We start from the raw sequence: 17633 nt of genomic DNA, 5'->3' as shown, positions 1-17633 counted from the left end.
CTTCGGCACGGAGCGCTGCACGACGTCGTCCATCCGACCGGCGTTCTCATCGAGCGAACGCACGACGTTCTGGGTGATCGATTCCTCTTCGAGAATCGTGAACCCGGCCTGCGCAAACTGACTGCGCACGTGCGGCATCGCCTCGGTCTCGCGAAAGTCGGCGAACAGGAGATGGCCGGTGGGACGCAGCACCCGGTGGACTTCGCTCAGAAAACGCTCGAAGTCCGGATAGGCGTGCGACGATTCGATATTGATGACGGCATCGAAGCGCGGCTCAGGGAACGGCAGGTTCTCCGCATCGCCCTGCGCGAAATGCAGCCGCTGGTCATGATGGTTCGCCAGACACTGCCCGATGGCGCGTTCGGCCAGATCAATGCCGGTCACGCTGCGGGGAGCCAGATGCTGGGCCACGAATGCAGCACCCCCGCCGCGCCCGCAACCAACCTCAAGGACATCCTTCCCCGCGAGATCGATGGCACCAGCGACGACGTCATACATCTGGAAGCCGGTGCGCTGATCTTCGTCCTCAGGTCGCAGCGATAGTCCGGGATCTGCGACGGGCAACGCATAGCCGTAGTTCATGAATGAGATGTCGGCCTCGACACCCTTGCGATTCAGGTACTCATACGTGTACCGCGTCATCGCTCGCTGGGCACGCGGCTTGAGACCGGGCATCGCCCGGAAAGTCAGGTTGGCGAGCGATACGAACGGACGAAAACGACGCTGGTGAGTCTGTCCATCATTCGGGATTGTCGCCATTGATTGCGCACGCTCCATTCGTATTGCGGAATACGTTGATCTCTAATCCGACGCCCGTCGATGCCGAGGTGTGTGAGTCATGGCAGCTCCGCGCGTGCGGCACGACCAGATAGGCCGATCTGCGCGCGCGATGCCATCGCGACAGGCAGGGCCGGGTGGCCCAGCGCTCAAAGTGAGCGCACGCACAAGCCAACGGCCATGCTTCAGATAGCATCAGGAAACGCATGCGCGGCACACACGGGTTGCCCCGCAGTACGTCCTTGAACAGGGAATGGCTAACGCTCAGGGTATCACAGGCTACTGCGCGCCATTGGCTCGAATCCACTCCAGATACTTGGCGACGCCGACCTCCAGCGGGGTTTCGGGTGTCCAACCAAAATCTTCCCGCAAGCGATCGTTCTTCGGACGCGGGCCACGTGGCTCGTCGCGCAGCGGTGTATTCGCCTCGCCCTCCGGCACGAGTCGGTACTCAATCTCCGGCCAGGCGCGCTTGAACGCCGCCAGCATCTCGCCAATCGAATACTGCCGCCCGTCGGTGATCGAGTAGATGTCGTGCGGCAGATTCGGCGTTGCCCAGGCCCGGACGATGCCCTCTGCTATGTCCTCGACGTAGGTCCAGTCCCGATAGGGTCCGTCGAGACTGGCGACGCGCAGCTCCTCGCCGGCCATCAGCACGCGCAGCATCTCGCGCAACTCGGTCGCCCCGACATAGCCGGGGGTGTCGCGCTCCATCGGGCCGTAGACGTTTGCCGGGCGCATCGACACGATATCGAGGCCAAACAGCTCCTTGTAGCGCAGCGCGACGCGCTCGCTCGTGTGCTTGGTGATGCCGTAGAGGCCAGTTGCCAGGCTCGGTGCGTCCTCGTCGATCGTCTCGCCGGTATGGCCGGAGCCCCAGGCAGCGCCGGAGCCGATGTAGACCATGCGCTCGAATTTTGGCAGCGCCCGCGCCACCTCAAGGACATTGACGGTGCCGCCCAGATTGACGTCGAGGATCCGGCGCGGTTCCTTCTGCTCCCGCCAGAGTCGCGGTGTGATCGCCGCCGCGTGGATGATGCGGCTAACGCCGGTGTTTTTGGCGATGGCCTGCAAATGTTCCAGGTCGGTCACGTCGCCGTGAATGAACGTGACGTTAGAGATGGCGTCGCCCAGATGCTCACGGAGCATCTCGTCGACCGGCATCAGGTCGTAGGAGATGACTCGCTCGCCGGATTGCGCCAGCTTGCGCATGACGAAGCTGGGCACCCAGCCATTCCCACCTGTCAGCAACGTCGTCATGTCCGCTCGATCCTCTCACTACGTCCACCTTCTGCAGGCACAGTATGCGGCAGGAATGCGAAGATCGCTGGATTGCTGATTGGGGTATGTGCCTGCTATTCTGGCCTTGTCTGACGCTCGCACTGGTTGCCCGGGAGAACTATCATGCGTCTTCGCCGCTCCGGTATGTCTGTCGCCGCGATTGTGACCGACCTGGCAACGGTGAGCTTTCTCATTGCACCGATGATCGTTGCGGCTGCCATCGTCGTTGGGCTGGTCGCGCTGCTCGACCGGATCATCCCCTGGTCGTCGTACCTGACGATCATCCTGTCGCCCGCGCTCTACGTCATCTGGCTGACGATCTTCCTGCTCATCTCCAGTGCCATCATCGGTAGCGTTGGCAGACGCTATCCAAAGCCACGCTTCCGCGCCATCGCCCCGAACACGCCGGTCAGGCAGGCGATGAAGGAAGACATTAATGTGCTGACAGCGATCATCTGCTACCGACGCGCGGCGATCGTCGTGAATCTCCCGCTGGTGCAACTGCTCGGCGCGATCCCGCTGTTCAGTACGTTGATCCTGCGGTCCTACGCACCATCGACGTCGATCGGTCACGGCTCGACGGTTTGGGGACGCATCTATGATCCCGATCTCACCGAGATCGGCGAGCAGGTGGTCATCGGCGGCGGCGCATCGCTCGTGTCCCACAGCTTGTCGATGCGAACTGACGGTGGCCTCGTCTACCTTAGCGCGCCGATCCGCATCGGCGACCGCGCCACCGTCGGCGGCGAGGCGCGGGTCGGGCTGGGTTGTGTGATCGAGCACGACGCGATCGTCGAGCCGGGCGCAGTTGTCGCGGCGATGACGCACATTCCGGCTGGGCAGGTCTGGGGCGGAAACCCGGCGCAGTACCGTCGTACCCGCGACGAGTTCGTCGACAACACAGACGTGACATCACGGCCTGCGGCAGCGAGCGCTGCCGCAAGCGACGGTCCAACCGAATCGGACGCCGACTTGCGCCAGCTTGTGCTGACCGCGCTCGGCATTCGCCCGGACGACGCGCCAGACGACCTGAGCAGCGACACCTGCTCCACCTGGGATTCGCTTGGCCAACTCGCCATCGCCGCTGCGATCTTCGACCGCTACGGCGTTTCGGTTGCCGAAGACGGGATCTATCGGATCAAGACACTGCGAGATGTCGACGATGCCATCCACGGTCGTCTGGCAGCGCTGCCAGCCTCCACAGTCGCAGCGTCGCACGGATCATCGGATCGTGCTGCTCCCTCCGTGGAATCGTTGCTGCCGGGCGACATCGCCATGCTCCCGCTGATGGACCATCAGGAGGCAACGCGCGCGCTAGCGGCCCAGCCGCCGACTTCGTCAGACGATCGCCAGGTCGTGCCGGTGACGATCGCCGCGTCGTTCACTGCCCAACCGCTCGCGTCCTCGATGCGCCTTTGGGGCGCGGCGTTCGGCTTCGACCTGCCCTGCTCCTTCGCCGACTACGACCAGATCATTCAGACGTTGCTCGACGAGCACGGACCGTTCGCGCAGAACCGCGCCGGGGTCAAGGTGGTGCTATCGCGTCCGGAAGACCTCTGGGCCGGATCAAACGCCGCCACCCAGACGCGCATCGAGCAGATCGCCGATGCGCTTCAGCACTTCGTCTCTGTCGCCCCGATGGCTGGCGAACTGCTGATCGGCACGCTGCCGCCACTCGTTTCTTCCGCTGCGCCGGTCGACCGCGCCACCGCAGAATCAATCCGCCGCTCGTGGCTCCGAAAGATGTCCGATATTGACGGCGTGACGCTGTTCGACTTCGCAACGGTCATCGAAGAGATCGGCATCGAGCGTGCCCGTGACGACGCCGGTGAGATGCTCTCGCGCGCGCCATATTCGCCTCGAGCCTATCAGGAGTTGGGCATCGCGCTGGCCCGCCAGATTCGCGGTCGCCGCCGCGCACCGGCCAAGGCTATCGCCATCGATTGCGACAACACGCTCTGGGGTGGCGTTGTCGGCGAGGTCGGCATGGACGGCATCGAGATCGGGCCGGACGGCCCTGGCCGTGCCTTCCAGCTTTTCCAGATGCAGCTCAAGCGTCTGAAGGAGCGTGGCGTGCTGCTCGCAGTCGTCAGCCGCAACGAGGAAGTGGACGTGCTGGAGGTCTTCGAGCGCCACCCGGGCATGATCCTGCGACCCGACGACATCGCGACCTGGAGCGTGAACTGGAACCACAAGTCGGAGAACCTGCGCGCGCTGGCTGATGAGATGAACCTCGGCCTTGATGCGTTCGTCTTCCTCGATGACGATCCGGCTGTGCGGCTGGAAGTGGCGACGCGAGTGCCGGATGTGCACGTCGTGCCGATGCCAACGCAGCCGACTGCCTACGCCGACACGCTGGCGCGGCTCTGGATCTTCGACGGCGCGCAAGCCACGGCGGTCGATGCCGCCCGGACTCGCATGATGCAGGACGAAGGCCGACGGCGGCGCGAGTCGACCAGGTCCGCCAGCCTCGAAGACTTCCTCGCCAGCCTCGATCTGCACGTCGATCTACACCGCCCGAACGATCAGGAATGGGCGCGCGTCGCGCAACTCACCCAGCGTACCAACCAGTTCAACCTCTCCCTCAAGCGCCGGACCGTTGAGGAAGTGCGGACCTTCGCGCAGGGCGCAACGGTGCTGGTGCTAAACGCCGCCGACCGCTTCGGCGACTACGGGCTGGTTGGCGTTGTCTTCGTCTGCGCGCCGGACGGTACTGGTGCAGCCGAGATCGACACACTTCTGATGAGCTGCCGGGCGCTCGGGCGCGGCGTCGAGGATGCGTTTCTGGCCGGCATCGCCGACCTCGCCGCATCGCAGGGCGCAACCCGCCTCGTTGCGCCATATGTTGAGGGCAAGCGCAACGCGATGGTGCTCGACTATTTGCGGCGCAGCGGATTCAGCGAGGCACAACCAGAGCGCTGGGAACTCTCACTGCTGGAGCCGCCGAGGCTCCCCGCCCACGTCACATTTCGTGGGCCATTGCTCTCCGCCGATGTCACCGGCGGATGACCGCGGCAGGGCCACCTGCCACAGAAGGGAACGCAGCATTGGAGACCGTACGTTGCCTGTTGTGCAGGCACGATAAGAGTACGCCCCGCGTACGGGGTTGGGACCGGATGTGTGGCGTCGAAGGCGAATACACGCTCTCCGAATGCGCCCACTGCGGGTTCCTCTTCCTCTCTCCACGTCCCGATGCCGAGGAGATCAAGCGCCACTATCCAGAAACGTATCCCTTCTATAACTCATTCTTCGATCAATCGGACTATGTCAAATCCATCGGCATGTACGAGATGAGCAAGCGCTGCGAGGCGGTCACGACCGCTGTCAGTGACGGCCGCGACATCCTGGATATCGGCTGTTCCGTCGGCGATTTCCTGGCGACGATGCAGTCACATGGCTGGCAACCAAGCGGCGTCGAGCCGGACGCCGGTGCGGCAGCCTACGCTGCCGAGCGCCACGGGATCGACGTATTCAACGGCTTTGTCGAGGAAGCTCCGTTTGCGCCAGCGTCCTTCGATGCGGTGACGATGTGGGAGGTGCTGGAGCACACGCCGCAACCGCTCGATACACTGCGCCACATCCACGACCTGCTCAGGCCGGGCGGCGCGATCGTTCTGTCGGTACCAAACGGCAGCTCGTTCCAGTCGCGCATGTTCGGCACCTACTGGATCGGTCACGACTTTCCGCGGCACTACTCCGTATTCTCGCCACGTCACATGCGGCAGGCGCTACGCTCGGCCGGATTCGTCGAGCCGCAGGTCATCAGCCAGCGCGGTCGGCTCGGCGCGATGCACAACGAGGTCGCCTGCGCGCTCGGCAGCATCGACCTCTGGCTGCACGAAGGCGACGGCGACAAGGGTGTGCGGAAGATCGTGAATCGGACGCTGGTACCGGCCGTCAGCAAGCCAGCCGGGATCGTCCCGATCTTCCTCGCAGCCCTGCCGGCGTCAATCGCCATCCGCAAGCTGCATCGCGGCTCGCAGATGGTCGCAATCGCCCACAAACCTGCGGCCTGACGACGAGAACCAACGCGCCGCGTACACTTCCACGCAACAGACAGAGGGCACGAGGGAGGGCGCGTGACGCTACGCATCGCGATCGATCATCGTCTGGAAACAGCCAGGCTAGCCTACCCGTTCGCGGCGGGCTGGGCAGATGCCACCAACGTCGATCTCGTCGAAGGCATGACATCCACCCGCGCATCGGATGCCGACATCGTGCTAATCGACAGTCTCGCAGGGTTGACGATGCTCGACGGCTGGGCGATCGTCGCCGACTACGCCGTCGCCGCGCGCCGCGCCTCGATGCTCACGCTCGCCACCCACACCCGCCCGGACGACGTCGATAATGTCAGCGTCTCGGTCACTGGTGTCGCGCTGGCCGGACGCGCCGTCGCCCTGGCGACGTTGCGCACGTTCTATGGCATCGCCGTTTCGGAGTGGACCGAAGAACCGGCGCAGGTCGACGACCTGCACGCGATCGTCAGCGACGGCCCAACCGGACTCATCGCGATCGACGACGACAACATCTACCAGGAGGATCTCGGGCGAGCCTGGTTCCTGATGACGAACACGCCGTTTGTCAGCCACCTCTGCCTGGCTCGCCGCGCGCTCCTCACCCGCGACCCGGCGTCTGTGTCGGCGACGCTGGACCGGCTCGGACAAGCATTGGAGATCGGCGTCGAGCGCGGCCGTGAACTGCGCCGCAACCTCTCGCGCGATCATGGCATCGACCGCGACCTGCTGGTCGAGGTGCTGGCCGATCAGGAATGGACGCTTTCAGCCGAGGGCGTCGAGGGCCTCACCCAGCTTGCCCGCCTCTCCAACCTCCCCAGCGCCGACATCGCTCGCTCGGTCGTTCGAGTTGGACCTCCGCCAAGCGACGGATAGCTTCGATGCTATCGCGCCATCAGGCGCGGGAGCGTAGGCTTAGAGATACACGCCCGGGCAGCCGAAACGCGGGCTGCGGCGAGAAAGGAACGTGCAGGATCATGGCACTCAGAGCTCCATATCATAACGAGCCCTATACCGACTTCTCGATCGAAGAGAATCGCGCGGCGATGAACGCAGCGCTGGATGAGGTCAAGAGCCAACTCGGGCAACGCTACCCGCTGATCATCGGTGGTGAGCGTCGCGAGACAGGCGAGTGGATCACCTCGACGAATCCGGGCGCACCCAGCCAGGTCGTCGGCGAGGTCGCCAAGGCGCGGCCCGAGGATGTTGAAGACGCCATCGAGGCGGCGACCTGCGCGTTCAACTCGTGGAAGAAGATGTCGGCAACCGGCCGCGCCAGCACGCTGTTCAAGCTGGCTGCGATCCTGCGCCGCCGCAAGCTGGAGCTGGCAGCCTGGATGGTCTACGAGCTGGACAAGCCGTGGGACGAGGCCGAGGGCGAAGTCTGCGAGGCGATCGACTTCCTGGAATGGTACGGGCGCAAGGCGTTCGAGCTCGCTCAGCCGGTGCCGCTCGCTCATCTGGCCGAGGAAGCGACCGAGATGGTCTACGTTCCGCTCGGCGTCGGCGTCATCATCCCGCCCTGGAACTTCCCCTGCGCGATCCTGACCGGCATGACAATGGCCCCGGTTGCGGCCGGCAACACCGTCATCCTCAAGCCGGCCAGCAACACGCCGGTCACCGGCTACAAGATGGTCGAAGCCATGGAGGAGGCCGGCGTACCAGCCGGTGTCATCAACTTCCTGCCCGGCAGTGGCGCGGACATCGGCGACGCGCTGGTCGAGCATCCGAAGACGCGCTTCGTCGCGTTCACCGGCTCGAAGGATGTCGGCGTGCGCATCTACGAAAACGCCGCCAAGGTGCAGCCCGGCCAGCGCTGGCTCAAGCGTGTCACCGCCGAGATGGGCGGCAAGGACGCGATCATCGTCGACGCCGACGCCGATCTCGACGCGGCAACGGCCGGAATCGTCACGTCGGCATTCGGCTTCAGCGGCCAGAAGTGTTCGGCCTGCTCGCGCGCCCTGATCCACCAGGATGTCTACGACGAGATGGTCGAGCGCATCGTCGCCCGCACGAAGGAAGCCGTCTCGGTCGGCCCCGGCGTCGAGGGCACCGCGACGATGGGTGCTGTCGTCGACAAGCGCCAGTACGAGTCGATCCTGAAGTACATCGAAGTCGGCAAGCAGGAGGGTCGCCTGGCCCTCGGTGGCGAGGCGCTGGACAACGACGGCTATTACATCGAACCAACGATCATCGCCGACGCCGCGCCGGACTCGCGCATCGCCTGCGAGGAGGTCTTCGGGCCGGTGCTGGCGCTGGTCAAGGTACGCGACTTCGACCACGCGCTGCAGGTTGCCAACGATTCCGAGTACGGGCTGACCGGTTCAGTCTACGCGCGCAGCCGCGCAACGCTGGAGAAGGCGCGTGAGGAGTTCGAGGTCGGCAACCTCTATCTGAACCGCAAGTCCACCGGCGCGATGATGGGCGTCCACCCGTTCGGCGGCATGAAGCTGAGCGGCACCAACACGAAGGGTGGCGGCCCGGACTATCTGATGGCATTCGTCGAGGCCAAGTCGATTGGGGAGCTGCTGTAAGGCCAGTAAGGGGCGACGCCGGTACTGCTGTCATCGGCAACGGATGGGCGGATACAAACGGACGTATGCGATGCGTCTCTACATTCCGCCCGCCGCCCCGACCGTCAGTATCTGAGCATCCGTAAGGATGCTGTGTTGGGGCGTATTGCATACGCCCGTGCAGATACGCCAGTCGTTCGCGTCGGCAGCCGCCCACAATGAAAGGATGCGACCGCCTTGATGTCTACCCGCGTGTCATCACTGGTGAACCCGCTCTTCCGCAAGGGCATCCTCGTCGCGACGCATAACCGATTCATTGCCCGGGTCGTCCGACGCTACGGCATGCAGTTGGGTGGATCGCGATTCGTGGCCGGCGAGGATTTCGACGCGGCGGTGTCGGTCCTGCGGCGGCTCAACGAGCAGGGCTTGCGCACCAACACGACGCTGCTCGGCGAGGCCGTGCGTGATGAGCGCGAGGTCGCGGCGGTCGTGGCGGAGTACGAGGCGGTGCTCGATCGCATCGCCGCCGAAGGCCTGCAGACGAACATCGCACTGAAGCTCACGCACCTCGGTCTTGATCTCGGTGAGGACGTTGCCTTCACCAACGTCGAGCGGCTGGTCGAGCACGCCGCCACGCCAGGCAACTTCATTCGAATCGACATGGAGGAATCCGCGCGGGTCGACCCGACGCTCCGGATCTACCGTCGCCTGCGCGAGGCTGGCCACGAGAATGTCGGCACCGTCCTGCAATCGGCGCTATTCCGTACACCGGCCGATCTGGAGTCGCTGCTGCCGCTGAAGCCGAACCTGCGGCTGGTGAAGGGTGCCTACCTCGAACCAGCGACCATCGCGCACCAGAAGAAAGCCGACGTCGACGCGGCCTACATCCAGCTTGCCGAACGGATGCTGACAGGCAACAGCTTCACCGCGATCGCCACCCACGACGAGCGGATCATCGACCACGTCCTCGCCTTCGCCGGGCAGCATGGGTTAACGAACGAGCAGTACGAATTGCAGATGCTCTATGGCATCCGCAGCCAGCTCCAGCTGGACCTCGTCCGGCGCGGCCAGCGCGTGCTGGTGGCGACGCCGTATGGCTCAGAGTGGTACTTCTACCTGATGCGGCGTCTGGCCGAACGACCGGCAAACGTGCTGTTCCTGCTGCGTGGTGTGCTCCGGCGGTAGAGCACATTCCGCGTACTCCGCGCCACCTCCTGGATTTGCCAAACCCTCCCCATCGTCGATAATGCCCGGCGAGGCTATCGCGTAAATGAAGGGGAGTCTGGTGGCATCGACGTATGACGTACTCATCCGGGGCGGCAGGATCATTGACGGAACCGGGAACCCGTGGTTCTACGGCGATGTCGCCATTGCCGGTGACAAAGTAGCTGCGATCGCACCAGCGGGACACATCGATCCAGCGAGCGCGGCAGAGATCATCGACGCCAGCGGACACGTCGTCTGCCCCGGCTTCATCGATATTCAGTCGCACTCGATCATGCCGCTGTTCGCCGAAGGGCGCTCGCTCTCGAAGATCACCCAGGGCGTGACGACCGAGATTATGGGCGAAGGCTGGACGCCGTCGCCATTTGGCGGACGGATCGCCAGCCCGCTGCGCTCGTCGATCGTCGCCTCCGAAACGACCGGCGAGTGGGAGAAGCGCGCGCAAAGCTGGACGAACTTCCGCGCCTGGCTGGAAGCGATCGAGCAGCGCGGCGCGTCGGTCAATATCGGCTCGTTCGTCGGCGGCGCGACCATCCGCGAATACGCCATGGGCTGGGACATGCGCGAGGCGACCAGCGACGAGCTGGCGACGATGACCCGCGTCATGGACGAGTGCATGAAGGATGGCGCATTCGGCATCGCGGCAGCGCTGATCTACCCGCCGGGCTCGTATGCCACGACTGACGAGCTAGTTGAGGTCTGCAAGGTCATCGCCAGCCACGGCGGTGTCTACATCACGCACATCCGCTCCGAGGCGGACCTGCTGCTGGAAGGTATGGCCGAGGCGATCGAGATCGGCCGTCGCTCGGGCGTCGCGGTCGAGGTCTATCACCTGAAGGCATCCGGTAAGCAGACCTGGGAGCTGATGCCGCGCGCGATGGAAATGATCGACGAGGCACGCGCCGAGGGCATCGACATCACGTCGGACATGTATCCGTATGTCGCCAGCGGCACTGGACTAACGACGCTCGTCCCGAACTGGGCGTCCGAAGGCGGCAAGCTCTTCGACAATCTCGCCGATGAGCACACCTGGGCGATCATGCGCGCCGAGATGATCGACCCGCCGCGCGAGGCACCGTCGATGTCGCGCTCGCAGAATCTCGAAGGCGTCATGCCGGTCGGCTTCGTGAAGGAAGAGAACCGTCAGTACATTGGCAAGCGCCTGCCGGAGATCGCCGAAATCCGCGGCGAGGAATGGCCGGACACGGTCCGGGCACTACTGCTCTCCGAGGGGCATCGCATCTCGACGATCTTCTTCATGATGAGCGAGGAGAACGTCCGCCGTCAGCTCAAGCAGCCGTGGATCAAGATCAGCACCGATGCCGGCGGCATCGATCCGACCGGCCAGACCAACCCGACCCACCCGCGCGCCTACGGCACCTACACCCGCGTGCTCGGCCACTACGTCCGCGACGAGGGTGTTATCACGCTAGAAGACGCCATCCGCAAGATGACCTCATCCGTCGCCGACCGCCTCTGCCTTCGCGACCGCGGCCTTCTGCGTGAGGGCATGGCTGATGCCGTTGTTCGACCCGGAGACAGCAGCACAACGCGACCTTCTCACTCGACCTGCATCACCAACTGGCATCCGTGATGTCTGGGTCAACGGTGGCCGCGTCCTCAAGGACGGCGAGCACACCGGCGCAATGCCGGGCCGCATTGTTGACGGCCCGGGCCGCCGCTAATCGGCGCTTGCGCGGGCGGCGAACCTACGCCGCCCGCGCTGCCCTCCCGATTGATCAGAATACGCGGCACAGGACGTTGCACTGATCGGTGCAGCAAGCCGCCTCCGGGCCCTTCGTAGGGACAGCGCCTCGGCCTGTCCGTCGCCATGAGGCGATCACTCCCTGTTTGACTCCCACCCCGCACAATGCATGGCCAAGATGGCGATACATGAACTCACCCCGCGTCCGACTGCATCAAACGGGTGGGAGATCTTTCGGTTGCGACCTCAAGATGACAGGAGGCGGGGTTGGCTGCCGAGCCAGCAGGTTGTCATTGATAGCAGTGGCGAACAGTCCGCCCAGGCAGACAACTCCTTGTCCTGTCATCTCGAACCGCAGTGAGAGATCTCCCCTACGTTGGACTGAGTCGAACGGGTGGGAGATCTTTCGGTTGCGACCTCAAGATGACAGGGGAACATGGAGGTTACCAGTCCAGCGAGTCGGCAATGCCAGCAATGGCGAGCAGTCCGGTCCGGCAGCCAACCCCTTGTCCTGTCATTCCTTGAACCGCAGCGAGGACTTCCCACCGGTTCGACTCAGATCAACGCGGGGCGAACGTGTAGGCGGGCGCTTGCTCACCGAAATCTGCGTCACAAACATTGCAAGGTAGTTAAGTGCGCCACAGGTTTGCGCCTCCCTATCCGCTTACGCGGATATCTTGATTCGCGCAATAAATGGCATTCGATATTGACGGATTTTCAAAGCCCGTAGCATCCGGTCAATCCGAAAATCCACGCATCCGCCAGCAGTTATGGGCGTCGACTCATTGTGAGCGGCGCACCAGCCTGTGACGCACACCGGTAGGAGGTGTCGATGTGAGCGACCTGACTGGCCAGCAGATCAACGACAAAATTCGGCGTGAACTGGCAGCGCTTCTATCGCGAGGGCAGAATCGACCGACGCACATTGATGAGGGCCATAATGGTCTGGGCTGGCGCGGGCCTGGTCGCTGGCTTGCTGGCAAAGCCTTGCGGTGGCGATGATGATGACGGTGATTCCGGCGACGGCGGCACGACCGGCGGTGGCGCCGCAACCAGTGCTCCCGCGTGGAAGCGACAGATGCGCCGGCTGAGGCGACAGAAGGCGATGAAGGCAGCACCGACACTGGCGGTGAGGGCGGGACACTCCGCGCGTCATCCACCAGTCCGACCTGCCGACGATGGATCCGCACATGCACAACCTGCGTACCGGAATCATCGCCTTCTATCACACCCACGACAACCTCGGAGAGCGCAACGCGGAAACGAACCTGATCGAGCCGTGGCTGGCCGAGAAAATGAGAAATGATTGTTTTACCCGTCTGTGATGAAGCTCTCCGTCAGATGTGAAGTTCCATAACGGTGACGATTCTCACCGCCGCAACGGTCAAGTGGAACTGGGATCGCATCATCAACCCCGACCAGAAGAGCCCGCAACTTGGCAACCATGCCCAGATCGAAAGCGTCGACATCGTCGATGATTACACCGTCCACGTAAACACGAAGGAGCCCTATCCGATCTCGCTGAGCGCCCAGTAGGGAACTTCCGCAGATGATCCCGAGAAGCCTGGCGCAGGAGAAGGGCGATGAGTGGCTGGCGGAGAACGCTGTCGGCTCTGGCCCGTACAAGTTTGTCGAGTGGAAGCACGGCCAGGAGCCTTGTTCTCACGCGCAACGACGAATTACTGGAATCCGATGTCAAGCCCGCATACAAAGATCTGATCCTGCTGCAGCTCCAGGTGCTGACGTACCTGCTTTGCTCTTGGCCGGCAACGTCGACATCGTTCGCGTCGTCCCGTTCGACCAGATGAAGGCGGTCGAGAATTCGGGTGTCGCGACGCCGATCACGCAAGCGATCCTGCGTGTTGGCATTACCCTTTCGCCTGGACGCGATGGGGCGCTCTGGTCCGAACTCATTCCAGGATGTGAAGGTCCGTCACGCCGCGAACCATGCCTGCGATATCCAGGGCTACATTGATTCGCTGCAGCCGGCGTGGTGATCGCACGCCGGCCATGCTGAACTGATGCACTTCGGCTTCGATCCATCAATCGAGCCGCAATGAATACGATCCGGGACAAGGCCAAGCTACCTGCTACAGAAGCCGTTCGGATGGCATTGATGTGAAGTGGGTGCGTGGGCCGTCCTCGATGCCGAACCACAGGATCAGGTCGATCGTATGATGCAGCGCGATCTCGCCGCTGCTGGCATCCGCGTCGAGTTCGAGACACTCAGCGACGGCAACGTCTTCACGACCCGCCACAACGAAGGCAACGCCGGGCCGATGTGCTCCTACAACTGGGGCTCGTACTGGTGTTCGATGCTGACGGCATCTACTGGGACATGCTGCAGAAGCGACTGATCTTCACCTACTACAACAACCCGGATCTGGATGCGTTGCTCGATGCTGAGGGCTGCAGTTCACTCATTCAGGATCACCCAAGGAGATCTACTGGTAGGCGCGCAGCGCATCGTCCGCGACGAAGCGCCAGTGATCTTCATGTGGGGGTTCCGACGTATCTGGGGCGTCAGCAACAAGGTCGACTGGAAAGCCCCGCAGGCGGACGAGATTGACATGTACTCACCGCCGACGTTAAAGGCGTAAACTGATTTCAGCCGGGATGGCTGGTAACCGGCAACGAGACCGGTCGCCAGCCATCCCTGGGGAGGCTCTCGCCCATGGGCGATGTCATGCACCGCGTGATTCAGATGCTGATCGCGGTCTTGGCATCTCGGTCATCGTGTTCATCATCACGAACATGATCGGGGACCCGGTGAATGTCCTGCTGCCGCCGGAGACCCCCTACGAGCAGCGCGAGATCTTCCGCGAGGAGATGGGCTTCAACAGGCCGCTATACGTGCAGTAGCCGATTTCCTATCCAGCGCGATACGCGGCGACTTCGGCAATTCATTCCGGCACTGAGCGCTCCGCCCTGTCGCTGGTGATGGAACGCATGCCAGCGACCCTGCTCCTGACCCTCGCCGGTACGATCCTGGCGACCGTCATCGCCATCCCTATGGGCATCCTCTCCGCTTACAAGCGCTACACGATCTGGGACAACATCTCGACGCTGTTCGTCGTCGCCGGTCAGGCGATGCCGATCTTCTGGCTCGGCCTGATGCTCATCATCGTCTTCGGCGTGAACCTGAAATGGTTGCCACCCTCCGGCTATGGCGAGATGGGCGTCGATCGACTCAAGCATCTGATCTTGCCGACTGTCGTGCTGGGGTCTTTCTGGCGCCGGTCACTGAACGACTGGTGCGATCCGGCATGCTCGACGCGCTGACACAGGACTACGTCCGCACGGCTCGCGCGAAGGGCCTGACTGAGCGCGTTGTGCTCGGTCGCCACGCGTTCCGCAACACGATGATCCCGGTCATCACCGTTCTCGGTCTGCATCTGGCTAACTCGGTGGCGCGGTCATCACCGAGTCGGCTTTGTCGGCTGGTTGGCCTTGCCAGCGCTATTGATTTATTCGTAATGACGCCCAGTTACGCAGGCGGCTGTCGTCACACTTGCAATCATCATCAGCCTGGTCAATCTGTCTGTCGATATCGTCGTCGGGTTCATCGATCCGCGCCTGCGCCAGTAGCAGCACAGGCAGTGGGTCCATCGAACGACCTTGATCGACGACAACGGTTGAGTTCGCATCGGTCGGCTCCGCCACGCAGGATTCCGCCAATTCCGCATTTGCTCAGCAGCGCTTTCGCCAGCGCACGCTGCGGTCAGTCCTGCAAGCAGCCTGGAAGCTGAGGATGTCCGTCGCGGGCGGCATCGTCCTGCTGATCCTGGTCTTCATTGCCCTGGCCGCTCCAATCCTGTCGCCATATACGCCAGACGAGGGGCGTACTGTCGATCGCCTCCAGCCACCAATCTGGCAGGGCGGTAGCTGGTCGCACCCACTTGGAACCGATGGCATCGGCCGCGACTACGCAACGCGCCTGATGTATGGGACCAGGGTCGCACTGGCAGTTGGCCTGCTCGCGACGCTGCTTTCCGGCGCAATCGGCATCGCGCTCGGCGTGCTGGCTGGGTTCTTCGGCGGGCGAATTGATGCTGTCATCTCGACACTCGTCAATGTCATGATGACGTTCCCATTCATCCTGCTGGCGCTGGCCGTCATCTCAGTACTTGGCACCAGCTTCACCAACGTTGTCCTTGTGCTCGGGGTCGGTGCGTGGCCGATCTACACACGGGTCGTGAAATTCGAGGTCGAGCGCATCAAGTCGCTGGATTACATCCACGCTGGCCGTGTGCTCGGCGTTAGCAACACACGGCTGATGGGTCGGCACATCATGCCGAACCTGGTCAACGCGATCATCGTCATCGGCACCGTCCAGGTCGCCCGACTGATCATCTCGGAGGCGTTCCTCAGCTTCCTCGGACTCGGCATCCAGCCGCTGACACCTGCCTGGGGCTACATGCTGCAGGAGTCGCAGGCGTTCATGTTCTCGTGGAGCGACATCTGGCTGCCGACGCTCCCCGGCCTCGCCATCTTCATCACCGCGCTCTCGATCAACTTCGTCGGCGACGGCCTCCGCGACCTGATGGACCCCCACCAGCGCGCGTCGTTGTAGCAGAGCCATGGTGCATGACTATTCGGAGAATGTCCGTAAGTACTGGAATAGTCTCATCGTCTACAAGTGACTGATTCGTAAAGAGGGTGCAGATACGGTGTGTATCGATATCGACGATTTCGTGGATTGCCCAGGATCTCGCCATGTTCGAGCTGAAGTTTGGTCAACGGTTGATTTGCTGTCGCGAACGGATATGTCCAATTGAGTTTGCGCATACCGGACGGTGACAAGAAGCTGCTCAAATAGCATGTCAAGTAGTCGCCCCGCATTACGCCGCGGCAAAAGGAAGCCTGAAGGAGCGTCCGGTGTTGTTCACGAAGCGCCACTATGGCTTGCTGGTGTCGCTGTCGCCTCCTCGGCAGTTTCAGCAACACCTCGCAAGAAGAACAACAACCACCCTTCCACCGCCCGAATCACGGATTGCCATCAACCGGATCGTAATACTCGGATCGATGGCGCTTGAGATAGTAATGAGATACAGCAAAGGGCGATGAAGTACCTGATGATGGCAAAGAAGAAAGGTGATTAGAAGCCGACCAATTCGCCCATTTCCGTCGAGGAACGGATGGATAGTCTCGAATTGAGCATGGGCTAGACCGCATACCAGCAGAATGGGAAGATTCTGCTCGTCGTGCATAAACCTCTCAAAGTCGGAAAGTGCAGTATTGAGCTCCCAAACGGGGGCGGCACGAACGCAGCATGGCTGAGACGGGAATTGGCAGGACCAATCCAGTTCTGACTTGTCCGAAATGCGCCCGGCGAACGATCCTGCCCTCGAGCCCCTCGGAGCAACTCGGCATGTATCTCACGGATCAAGCGCAGTGACAGAGGAAGCTCGCGTAATCGCTCGAGACCGTAGTTCATTGCACGAACATAGTTGACTACTTCCTCAATGTCTGTGGGGAGTTCACGACCGGCTGCATCAAGTTGGAATTCAAGGATGTCATCTAGCGTACTCTGCGTACCCTCGATCTGTGAACTGTAAACAGCTTCACGATTCACATACATTGCGACGAATAGGTCTGGATTGGGAAGTGTTTGCGCAACTCCGTCGAGTCGACCGAGAGCCTGATCCGCGCGTGAATTCAACACGAGCATCGCTGAATCAAGAGTCAGCGGCGGATCCGGAGGTAGCGGCTTTGGGACAAACGCCCGATAACCCTGCGGCTGTTGGACATACCGTCCGGCACGGTGCCGAATCGACAACGTAACACCCCCAGCCGATTCATCGACGCTTACACGTTACCGTGATCTATTATAGTTTCTGGCTGAAAACTATAATAGATCGTGCAATACGACTCGATTATTACAGTCCGCAATAATAACGGAGATGCGGCCAGGCCAGCTTCCGCCCGATGAGCCGCTGGAAATCCGAAGCGTCCTGGCCGAGGACGACCGACGAGCGCAGCGGCGCCACCTTCCTGTTCGCGAGCCAACCACATGTAGCCTGTCTTGGGGCTGATACCGAAGCGCTGGCACAGGTGACGAATAATGACCCCGCCCCGAGGCGAACTCGGTCCGTAGCGACACGATTGACGACTCCTGCC

General features: G+C 62.5%; 14 protein-coding genes and 1 pseudogene. 11 read left to right on the top strand and 4 right to left on the bottom strand.

Translation table 11 applies throughout. The features are described 5' to 3' along the window. The coding region (locus M9890_11695) for a class I SAM-dependent methyltransferase (GenBank protein MCO5177613.1) at positions 1-759 on the bottom strand (759 nt) is incomplete at its 3' end. Between the two features lie 297 nt (positions 760-1056). Next, entirely contained in the window at positions 1057-2037 is a 981-nt protein-coding gene (locus tag M9890_11690; GenBank protein ID MCO5177612.1) for an NAD(P)-dependent oxidoreductase, read from the bottom strand. A 144-nt stretch (positions 2038-2181) separates the two neighbouring features. On the opposite strand from M9890_11690, the gene M9890_11685 reads away from it, so the two are divergent. From M9890_11685 to M9890_11640, 10 genes are all read left to right on the top strand, one after another. Next, positions 2182-5067, top strand: a complete 2886-nt coding sequence (locus M9890_11685; GenBank protein MCO5177611.1) for an HAD-IIIC family phosphatase — start codon at positions 2182-2184, stop codon at positions 5065-5067. Positions 5068-5174: 107 nt separating this feature from the next. Then, positions 5175-6074 (top strand): class I SAM-dependent methyltransferase, encoded by a 900-nt coding sequence (locus M9890_11680; protein ID MCO5177610.1) that lies wholly within the window; start codon positions 5175-5177, stop codon positions 6072-6074. 63 nt (positions 6075-6137) lie between these two features. After that, on the top strand, positions 6138-6947 hold the full coding sequence (locus M9890_11675) for a hypothetical protein (GenBank protein MCO5177609.1): 810 nt from the start codon (positions 6138-6140) through the stop codon (positions 6945-6947). A gap of 101 nt (positions 6948-7048) precedes the next feature. Further along, positions 7049-8605: an L-glutamate gamma-semialdehyde dehydrogenase gene (pruA, locus tag M9890_11670; GenBank protein MCO5177608.1), complete on the top strand. Its 1557-nt coding sequence runs from the start codon at positions 7049-7051 to the stop codon at positions 8603-8605. Positions 8606-8824: 219 nt separating this feature from the next. Continuing rightward, the gene (locus tag M9890_11665; GenBank protein MCO5177607.1) at positions 8825-9769 is read left to right on the top strand and encodes a proline dehydrogenase family protein; all 945 of its coding nucleotides are present in this window, start codon (positions 8825-8827) and stop codon (positions 9767-9769) included. A 100-nt stretch (positions 9770-9869) separates the two neighbouring features. Further along, positions 9870-11402: a D-aminoacylase gene (locus M9890_11660; protein ID MCO5177606.1), complete on the top strand. Its 1533-nt coding sequence runs from the start codon at positions 9870-9872 to the stop codon at positions 11400-11402. A gap of 1470 nt (positions 11403-12872) precedes the next feature. After that, entirely contained in the window at positions 12873-13049 is a 177-nt protein-coding gene (locus tag M9890_11655) for an ABC transporter substrate-binding protein (GenBank protein MCO5177605.1), read from the top strand. A gap of 587 nt (positions 13050-13636) precedes the next feature. Continuing rightward, positions 13637-13870, top strand: a complete 234-nt coding sequence (locus M9890_11650; GenBank protein MCO5177604.1) for a hypothetical protein — start codon at positions 13637-13639, stop codon at positions 13868-13870. Positions 13871-13912: 42 nt separating this feature from the next. Beyond that, positions 13913-14113 (top strand): hypothetical protein, encoded by a 201-nt coding sequence (locus M9890_11645; protein MCO5177603.1) that lies wholly within the window; start codon positions 13913-13915, stop codon positions 14111-14113. A gap of 349 nt (positions 14114-14462) precedes the next feature. Further along, complete coding sequence (locus M9890_11640) at positions 14463-14795, top strand: ABC transporter permease (GenBank protein MCO5177602.1); 333 nt, start codon at positions 14463-14465, stop codon at positions 14793-14795. 177 nt (positions 14796-14972) lie between these two features. Here M9890_11640 and M9890_11635 read toward each other — a convergent pair whose 3' ends face one another. Beyond that, complete coding sequence (locus M9890_11635; protein ID MCO5177601.1) at positions 14973-15176, bottom strand: hypothetical protein; 204 nt, start codon at positions 15174-15176, stop codon at positions 14973-14975. Between the two features lie 88 nt (positions 15177-15264). On the opposite strand from M9890_11635, the gene M9890_11630 reads away from it, so the two are divergent. Then, positions 15265-16086 carry an ABC transporter permease gene (locus M9890_11630; GenBank protein MCO5177600.1) on the top strand — a complete coding sequence of 274 codons (822 nt, stop codon included), beginning with the start codon at positions 15265-15267 and terminating at the stop codon, positions 16084-16086. 1388 nt (positions 16087-17474) lie between these two features. Here the strand turns inward: M9890_11630 and M9890_11625 are convergent. Further along, positions 17475-17633, bottom strand: a pseudogene (locus M9890_11625) (helix-turn-helix domain-containing protein).

The sequence above is a fragment of the Thermomicrobiales bacterium genome, assembly GCA_023954495.1.
Classification (GTDB): domain Bacteria; phylum Chloroflexota; class Chloroflexia; order Thermomicrobiales; family CFX8; genus JAMLIA01.
This window is presented reverse-complemented; position numbering and strand designations above follow the sequence as displayed.

Excerpts from the sequence above, each read along its gene's own strand:
- M9890_11630 (MCO5177600.1), top strand. The coding sequence starts at position 15,265 with ATGTCCGTCGCGGGCGGCATCGTCCTGCTGATCCTGGTCTTCATTGCC.
- M9890_11685 (MCO5177611.1), top strand. The coding sequence starts at position 2,182 with ATGCGTCTTCGCCGCTCCGGTATGTCTGTCGCCGCGATTGTGACCGAC.
- M9890_11690 (MCO5177612.1), bottom strand. The coding sequence starts at position 2,037 with ATGACGACGTTGCTGACAGGTGGGAATGGCTGGGTGCCCAGCTTCGTC.
- M9890_11680 (MCO5177610.1), top strand. The coding sequence starts at position 5,175 with ATGTGTGGCGTCGAAGGCGAATACACGCTCTCCGAATGCGCCCACTGC.
- pruA (MCO5177608.1), top strand. The coding sequence starts at position 7,049 with ATGGCACTCAGAGCTCCATATCATAACGAGCCCTATACCGACTTCTCG.
- M9890_11645 (MCO5177603.1), top strand. The coding sequence starts at position 13,913 with ATGCTGAGGGCTGCAGTTCACTCATTCAGGATCACCCAAGGAGATCTA.
- M9890_11665 (MCO5177607.1), top strand. The coding sequence starts at position 8,825 with ATGTCTACCCGCGTGTCATCACTGGTGAACCCGCTCTTCCGCAAGGGC.
- M9890_11640 (MCO5177602.1), top strand. The coding sequence starts at position 14,463 with ATGCCAGCGACCCTGCTCCTGACCCTCGCCGGTACGATCCTGGCGACC.